This window comes from Rhodococcus sp. OK302 (assembly GCF_002245895.1).
Lineage (GTDB): Bacteria > Actinomycetota > Actinomycetes > Mycobacteriales > Mycobacteriaceae > Rhodococcus_F.
The window spans coordinates 5,276,092-5,282,500 of sequence record NZ_NPJZ01000001.1; the positions used below are offsets into that span (position 1 = coordinate 5,276,092).

3 protein-coding genes and 2 rRNA genes (1 of these 5 cut by a window edge) are annotated in these 6,409 nt (G+C 57.7%); 2 read left to right on the plus strand and 3 right to left on the minus strand.

From position 1 onward, the window contains the following. Positions 1-15: 15 nt before the first annotated feature. Positions 16-690 (minus strand): endonuclease NucS, encoded by a 675-nt coding sequence (nucS, locus tag BDB13_RS24180; RefSeq protein WP_094274038.1) that lies wholly within the window; start codon positions 688-690, stop codon positions 16-18. A gap of 42 nt (positions 691-732) precedes the next feature. On the opposite strand from nucS, the gene BDB13_RS24185 reads away from it, so the two are divergent. Together BDB13_RS24185 and BDB13_RS24190 are read left to right on the plus strand one after the other, a co-directional pair. Next, complete coding sequence (locus BDB13_RS24185) at positions 733-2,304, plus strand: adenylate/guanylate cyclase domain-containing protein (RefSeq protein ID WP_094274039.1); 1,572 nt, start codon at positions 733-735, stop codon at positions 2,302-2,304. Between the two features lie 333 nt (positions 2,305-2,637). Then, a complete protein-coding gene (locus BDB13_RS24190; RefSeq protein ID WP_254923056.1) occupies positions 2,638-3,600 on the plus strand; it encodes an alpha/beta hydrolase in 963 nt (320 codons plus the stop codon). Between the two features lie 281 nt (positions 3,601-3,881). Here BDB13_RS24190 and rrf read toward each other — a convergent pair. Then, positions 3,882-3,998 (minus strand): 5S ribosomal RNA (rrf, locus tag BDB13_RS24195). 152 nt (positions 3,999-4,150) lie between these two features. Beyond that, positions 4,151-6,409 (minus strand): 23S ribosomal RNA (locus BDB13_RS24200); it runs 875 nt beyond the window's last position.

Consider the following 6,409-nt stretch of genomic DNA (forward strand, 5'->3'; position numbering starts at 1 on the left):
AGAAGTCTAACGGCCTCAGAAAAGCCGGAACTCGGTGCTTTCGGTACCTCGCAACGCCTCGTAGTCGAGGACCAGGCAACGAATGCCTCGATCGTTGGCAAGCGTCTTGGCTTGCGGCTTGATCTGTTGCGCTGCAAACACTCCCGTGACCGGAGCGAGCAACGGATCGCGGTTGAGCAGTTCCAGATAGCGCGTCAACTGTTCGACGCCGTCGATCTCGCCGCGACGTTTGATCTCGACGGCCACCGACGCACCGTCCGCATCACGAACTAGAAGGTCGACCGGGCCGATTGCCGTCATGTACTCGCGTCGTACCAAGGTGTAACCGGACCCGAGGGTTTCGACGTGCTCGGCCAGAAGTTCCTGCAGGTGTGCTTCGACGCCGTCCTTGATCAATCCTGGATCAATACCGAGTTCGTACGACGAATCATGCTCGATCTCCTCGAGGGTGATCCTCAGTTCCTCGCCGGCCTTGTTCGTCACGACCCACAAGATGTCGTCGTTGTCCCCGCTGGTCTCCACCAACCAGCAGGGAGGACTCATCCAGTTCAGCGGTTTATACGCCCGGTCGTCGGCATGGATGCTCACCGAACCGTCTGCCTTGACCAACAACAGGCGTCGGGCGGTCGGGAGGTGGGAGGTCAATCGACCTACGTAGTCAACACGGCAACGAGCAATAACTAGGCGCACTGCACCACCCTAAAGGATCACCTGGACTACTCTCGACACACTATGCAGCGAAGCGATGTCCCGAGCGCACCCTTGGGGTCGTGGTTGCTCGGATCCACAGACGAGAACCCCCGCCGACGACGTATCCGCGTCCAGCTACTCCTGACCGCTCCGCTCCTGATCACGAACCTGATCGGTGCCGGTCTGGCCATCATCTTGATCGGAATCGTTGTCCCCGGCCCGAGCATCATGCGGTCCGAGTTCGCGTTGATCAACTTCATTGCCGTTCCGGTCTTCATCGTGTGCGTTTTTATCGTCGGACTGCTGTGGGGCACCAAGCGCCTCATGCACGATCTTCGATGGGCAACGGAGGACGCCCCTCCCCGTGAGGAAAACCAACGTGCGGCACTGCGCGGACCGTGGCGTCTCACCCGAGTTCAACTCGTTCTCTGGACTGTCGCTCTCGCCACTTTCACAACCCTGTACGGAATCGTCGACGCCGATACCATTCCAAAAGTGTTGTTCACCATAGCTTTCAGTGGAATCACGACTTGTGCATTCTGCTATCTCCTCAGCGAGTTCGCGCTGCGACCCATCGCGGCTCGCGCCCTCGAATCCGGTGCACCACGCAAGTCTGCCGTTCTCGGACTCACCGGTCGGACCATCCTGATTTGGGTGCTCGGCAGCGGCGTCCCCGTCGCCGGCCTGATGATCGTCGCAATTTTCAGCTATATCCGTCCGCCACGGTGGCAAGATTTGGCTATCTCGATTCTGGTAATCGGCGGCATCACTCTGTGCGTCGGACTCGGGCTGACCTACATCAACATTCGATCTGCAGCAGCACCCATCCGATCTGTCCGGCGAGGGATGGAGCAAGTCACGCATGGAGACTTCAGCGCCCAGGTAGTCGTCTACGACGGCACCGAATTGGGTTTGCTCCAAACCGGTTTCAATCGGATGGCCGAAGGGCTCCGAGAGCGCGAACGGATCCGCGATCTGTTCGGACGTCACGTCGGGTACGAGGTTGCGGCCAATGCGATGCGACGCAACCCTGAACTCGGCGGCGAGGAACGTGACGTATCCGTCCTTTTTGTCGACGTGATCGGTTCCACCACTATCGCCGCAACCAACTCCCCCACCGACGTCGTCACGCTGCTCAACAGATTCTTCGACGTCATAGTCGACGAGGTTGACGCCCACGGTGGTTTCGTGAACAAGTTCGAAGGTGACGCGGCACTCGCCATCTTCGGCGCGCCTACTCGGATCGGCGATCACGCCGGCTGCGCGCTCGCAGCCGCCCGGAAGGTTCAAGTTCGGCTGTGCGCCGAGGTCCCCGAGGTCCGCGCCGGCATCGGGATTGCTTCAGGCATCGCAGTTGCCGGAAATGTCGGCGCGCGTGAACGATTCGAGTACACCGTGATCGGTGATCCCGTCAACGAAGCAGCGCGCCTGTCAGAAGTGGCAAAGAATGTTCCGGGCAACGTGGCAGCATCCGGTCGGGCACTTGCCTCCGCCTCGGAATCCGAACGTACTCATTGGGTCACCGCAGATTCGATAGTTCTTCGAGGCCGCACCCAGCCAACAGTTCTTGCCGTCCCCGTCACGTCGCTGGAAGCCCCGAACACCTCCGCATAACCCACTCCGCAAACCCCGCATCGAGCGAACGGTACGCTCGGCGCCTCAGATAGACCGAACGTGCCGTTCGCACCTTTCGCCGATCGGTGAGCAAGCCAGACATTCTTCTGAATTGTGTTTTGCGACACTACGATTCGTCCGGCTTGTCAGATTTCCGAATGCTGCGATGACCTCGACTTTGTAACGCTGCAGGCCCCACGAAGAGACAAACATATCGACAGTAGAACCGACGATGCACTTACCGCGGCGAGTCTTCAGACGCCGATTCGGGGAAAGACAATCTTGCAGAGAATCAAATTCACGTTGTCCGAAACCAAAACACGACGGGCGCGGGTGCTCCTCGCGGCATTGGTGTCGACGCTCCTTCTCGGCGGCACATTCGGGCCCACCGTGGCGTCCGCTGCTCCTGAGCGTGCTGTGTCGCCGATGCATTCAGCACCGTGGGGTGGGTACGACGAGTTGTGGGTGCCGTCTTCGATGGGAAATATCAAGGTTCAGGTGCAGTGGGCAGCACGGGGCGGCAATGCCGCGCTCTATCTCCTCGATGGTCTCCGTGCGAGAAACGACAGCAATGCTTGGAGTTTCGAGACCAATGCGTTCGATCAGTATCGAAATGACAACATCACATTGGTGATGCCGGTAGGCGGAGAGTCTAGTTTTTACACTGACTGGTACGCACCGTCGAACTTCAATGCTCAGCCGATCACCTACAAATGGGAAACATTCCTCACGCAAGAACTCCCCAGTTTCCTTGCTGGGTACGGTGTTTCGCCCACCAACAATGCAATAGTTGGCTTGTCGATGGGTGGCAGCGCCGCATTGAACCTCGCGGGACATCATCGCGATCAGTTCAAGTTCGCGGGTTCATTGTCCGGGTACATCAACATCTCCGGGCCGGGGATGCGCGAAGCGATCCGCTTGGCGATGCTCGACGCCGGCCGGTACAACGTCGATTCCATGTGGGGTCCACCATGGTCATCTGGCTGGATTCGCAACGATCCCTTCGTCAATGCCGAGTTGCTTCGTGGATTGCCGATGTACATTTCGGCATCCAACGGTATCCCCGGTCCGTACGAGCAACCTTCGGCGCCAATCGAGTACTGGAACACGGCAACAGGAATGGGTCTGGAATTACTCGCCCTGGTTCATGCGCGTTCATTCGAACTGCGTCTGAACTCGCTGGGAATCCCGGCGACATACAGCTTTCCGTCCTCAGGGATCCATTCGTGGGCTAACTGGTCGGCTGAACTGTGGATGGCTCGAGGTCAGATCCTCGACACCATGAATGCCTGGTAAGCACGGCCCTTCGATCTGCCGCCCGGTGTGCCTACACCTGAGCGACGCCGGAGCCGGAGCCGCACCCAAGTCCTAGAGACAGACAGAAAGATCCTCGCAGCAATCAGCTGCGAGGATCTTTCTGTCTGTCCAACCACCGGCAACCACCGGATAGGCGCCACCGTATCCGCCGGCCATCGAGCGGGCGATACGTTCACCCCGACAAGCCCCCGGCAAACTACCGTTCCCGGAACACGAAAAACCCCCAACCACGAATGGTTGGGGGCTTGATCGTAAATTGTGTTCGGCGGTGTCCTACTCTCCCACACCCTGTCGAGTGCAGTACCATCGGCGCTGAAGGGCTTAGCTTCCGGGTTCGGAATGGGACCGGGCGTTTCCCCTTCGCTATGACCGCCGTAACTCTATGAAACTGTCACAGTAACCAACCCTGGACACTCGGTTCCACCACCCGTCAACACCAAAACTGATGGTGTTGGGGGATGGAGAAAACAAGTTTCTCAAGGTATCTGTGTGTTGTTTCAGATACCGCACAGTGGACGCGTAGCTTCTTTGTGGTAAGTCCTCGGCCTATTAGTACCAGTCACCTACATCCGTTACCGGACTTCCAGTTCTGGCCTATCAACCCGGTGGTCTGCCGGGGGCCTTACCCCCTTCAAGGGGTGAGAAACCTCATCTTGGAACAGGCTTCCCGCTTAGATGCTTTCAGCGGTTATCCCTTCCGAACGTAGCTAACCAGCAGTGCTCCTGGCGGAACAACTGGCACACCAGAGGTTCGTCCGTCCCGGTCCTCTCGTACTAGGGACAGCCTTCCTCAAGTTTCTTACGCGCGCGGCGGATAGAGACCGAACTGTCTCACGACGTTCTAAACCCAGCTCGCGTGCCGCTTTAATGGGCGAACAGCCCAACCCTTGGGACCTACTCCAGCCCCAGGATGCGACGAGCCGACATCGAGGTGCCAAACCATCCCGTCGATATGGACTCTTGGGGAAGATCAGCCTGTTATCCCCGGGGTACCTTTTATCCGTTGAGCGACACCGCTTCCACTTGCCGGTGCCGGATCACTAGTCCCGACTTTCGTCCCTGCTCGACCTGTCAGTCTCACAGTCAAGCTCCCTTGTGCACTTGCACTCGACACCTGATTGCCAACCAGGCTGAGGGAACCTTTGGGCGCCTCCGTTACATTTTGGGAGGCAACCGCCCCAGTTAAACTACCCACCAGGCACTGTCCCTGAACCAGATCATGGTCCGAGGTTAGAGGTCCAATTCGATCAGAGTGGTATTTCAACAGCGACTCCACAGTAACTGGCGTCACCGCTTCACAGTCTCCCACCTATCCTACACAAACCGAACCGAACACCAATACCAAGCTGTAGTGAAGGTCCCGGGGTCTTTTCGTCCTGCCGCGCGTAACGAGCATCTTTACTCGTAATGCAATTTCGCCGAGTCTACGGTTGAGACAGCTGAGAAGTCGTTACGCCATTCGTGCAGGTCGGAACTTACCCGACAAGGAATTTCGCTACCTTAGGATGGTTATAGTTACCACCGCCGTTTACTGGGGCTTAAATTCTCAGCTTCGCCACCGAAGTGACTAACCGGTCCTCTTAACCTTCCAGCACCGGGCAGGCGTCAGTCCGTATACATCGTCTTACGACTTCGCACGGACCTGTGTTTTTAGTAAACAGTCGCTTCTCACTGGTCTCTGCGGCCCCACTCAGCTCAGGAAGCAAGTTCCGTCACCAAACAGGGCCCCCCTTCTCCCGAAGTTACGGGGGCATTTTGCCGAGTTCCTTAACCATAGTTATCTCGATCGCCTTAGTATTCTCTACCTGACCACCTGTGTCGGTTTGGGGTACGGGCCGTGTGAAAGCTCGCTAGAGGCTTTTCTCGGCAGCATAGGATCACTGAATTCGCCTCAATCGGCTACGCATCACGTCTCAGGCTTCATGTGACCCGGATTTGCCTAGGTCACGCCCTACACGCTTACACCAGTATTACCACTGACTGGCTCAGCTACCTTCCTGCGTCACCCCATCGCTTGACTACTACCAGGAAAGGTCCCGTGCATCCACCAACTCGAGACCCGAAGGTCTTCTCGTGGCTTCAGGACAGTTAGTACTCCTGATTCATCATGGGCGCGTTCACACGGGTACGGGAATATCAACCCGTTGTCCATCGGCTACGCCTGTCGGCCTCGTCTTAGGTCCCGACTCACCCTGGGCGGATTAACCTGGCCCAGGAACCCTTGGTCATTCGGCGGACGAGTTTCTCACTCGTCTTTCGCTACTCATGCCTGCATTCTCACTCGTGTGGCCTCCACGGCTAGGTCACCCTGCCGCTTCCATGGCCACACGACGCTCCCCTACCCATCCACACACCTGCCAGAAGACCCTTGGGTCCAATGGGGGCTATTGCGTGAATGCCGCAGCTTCGGTGGTGTACTTGAGCCCCGCTACATTGTCGGCGCAGGATCACTTGACCAGTGAGCTATTACGCACTCTTTCAAGGGTGGCTGCTTCTAAGCCAACCTCCTGGTTGTCTTCGCGACCCCACATCCTTTTCCACTTAGTACACGCTTAGGGACCTTAGCTGGCGATCTGGGCTGTTTCCCTCTCGACTACGAACCTTATCGCCCGCAGTCTCACTGCCGCGCTCTCACTCACCGGCATTCGGAGTTTGGCTGATTTCGGTAAGCTTGTAGGCCCCCTAGACCATCCAGTAGCTCTACCTCCGGTGAGAAACACGCGACGCTGCACCTAAATGCATTTCGGGGAGAACCAGCTATCACGGAGTTTGATTGGCCTTTCACCCC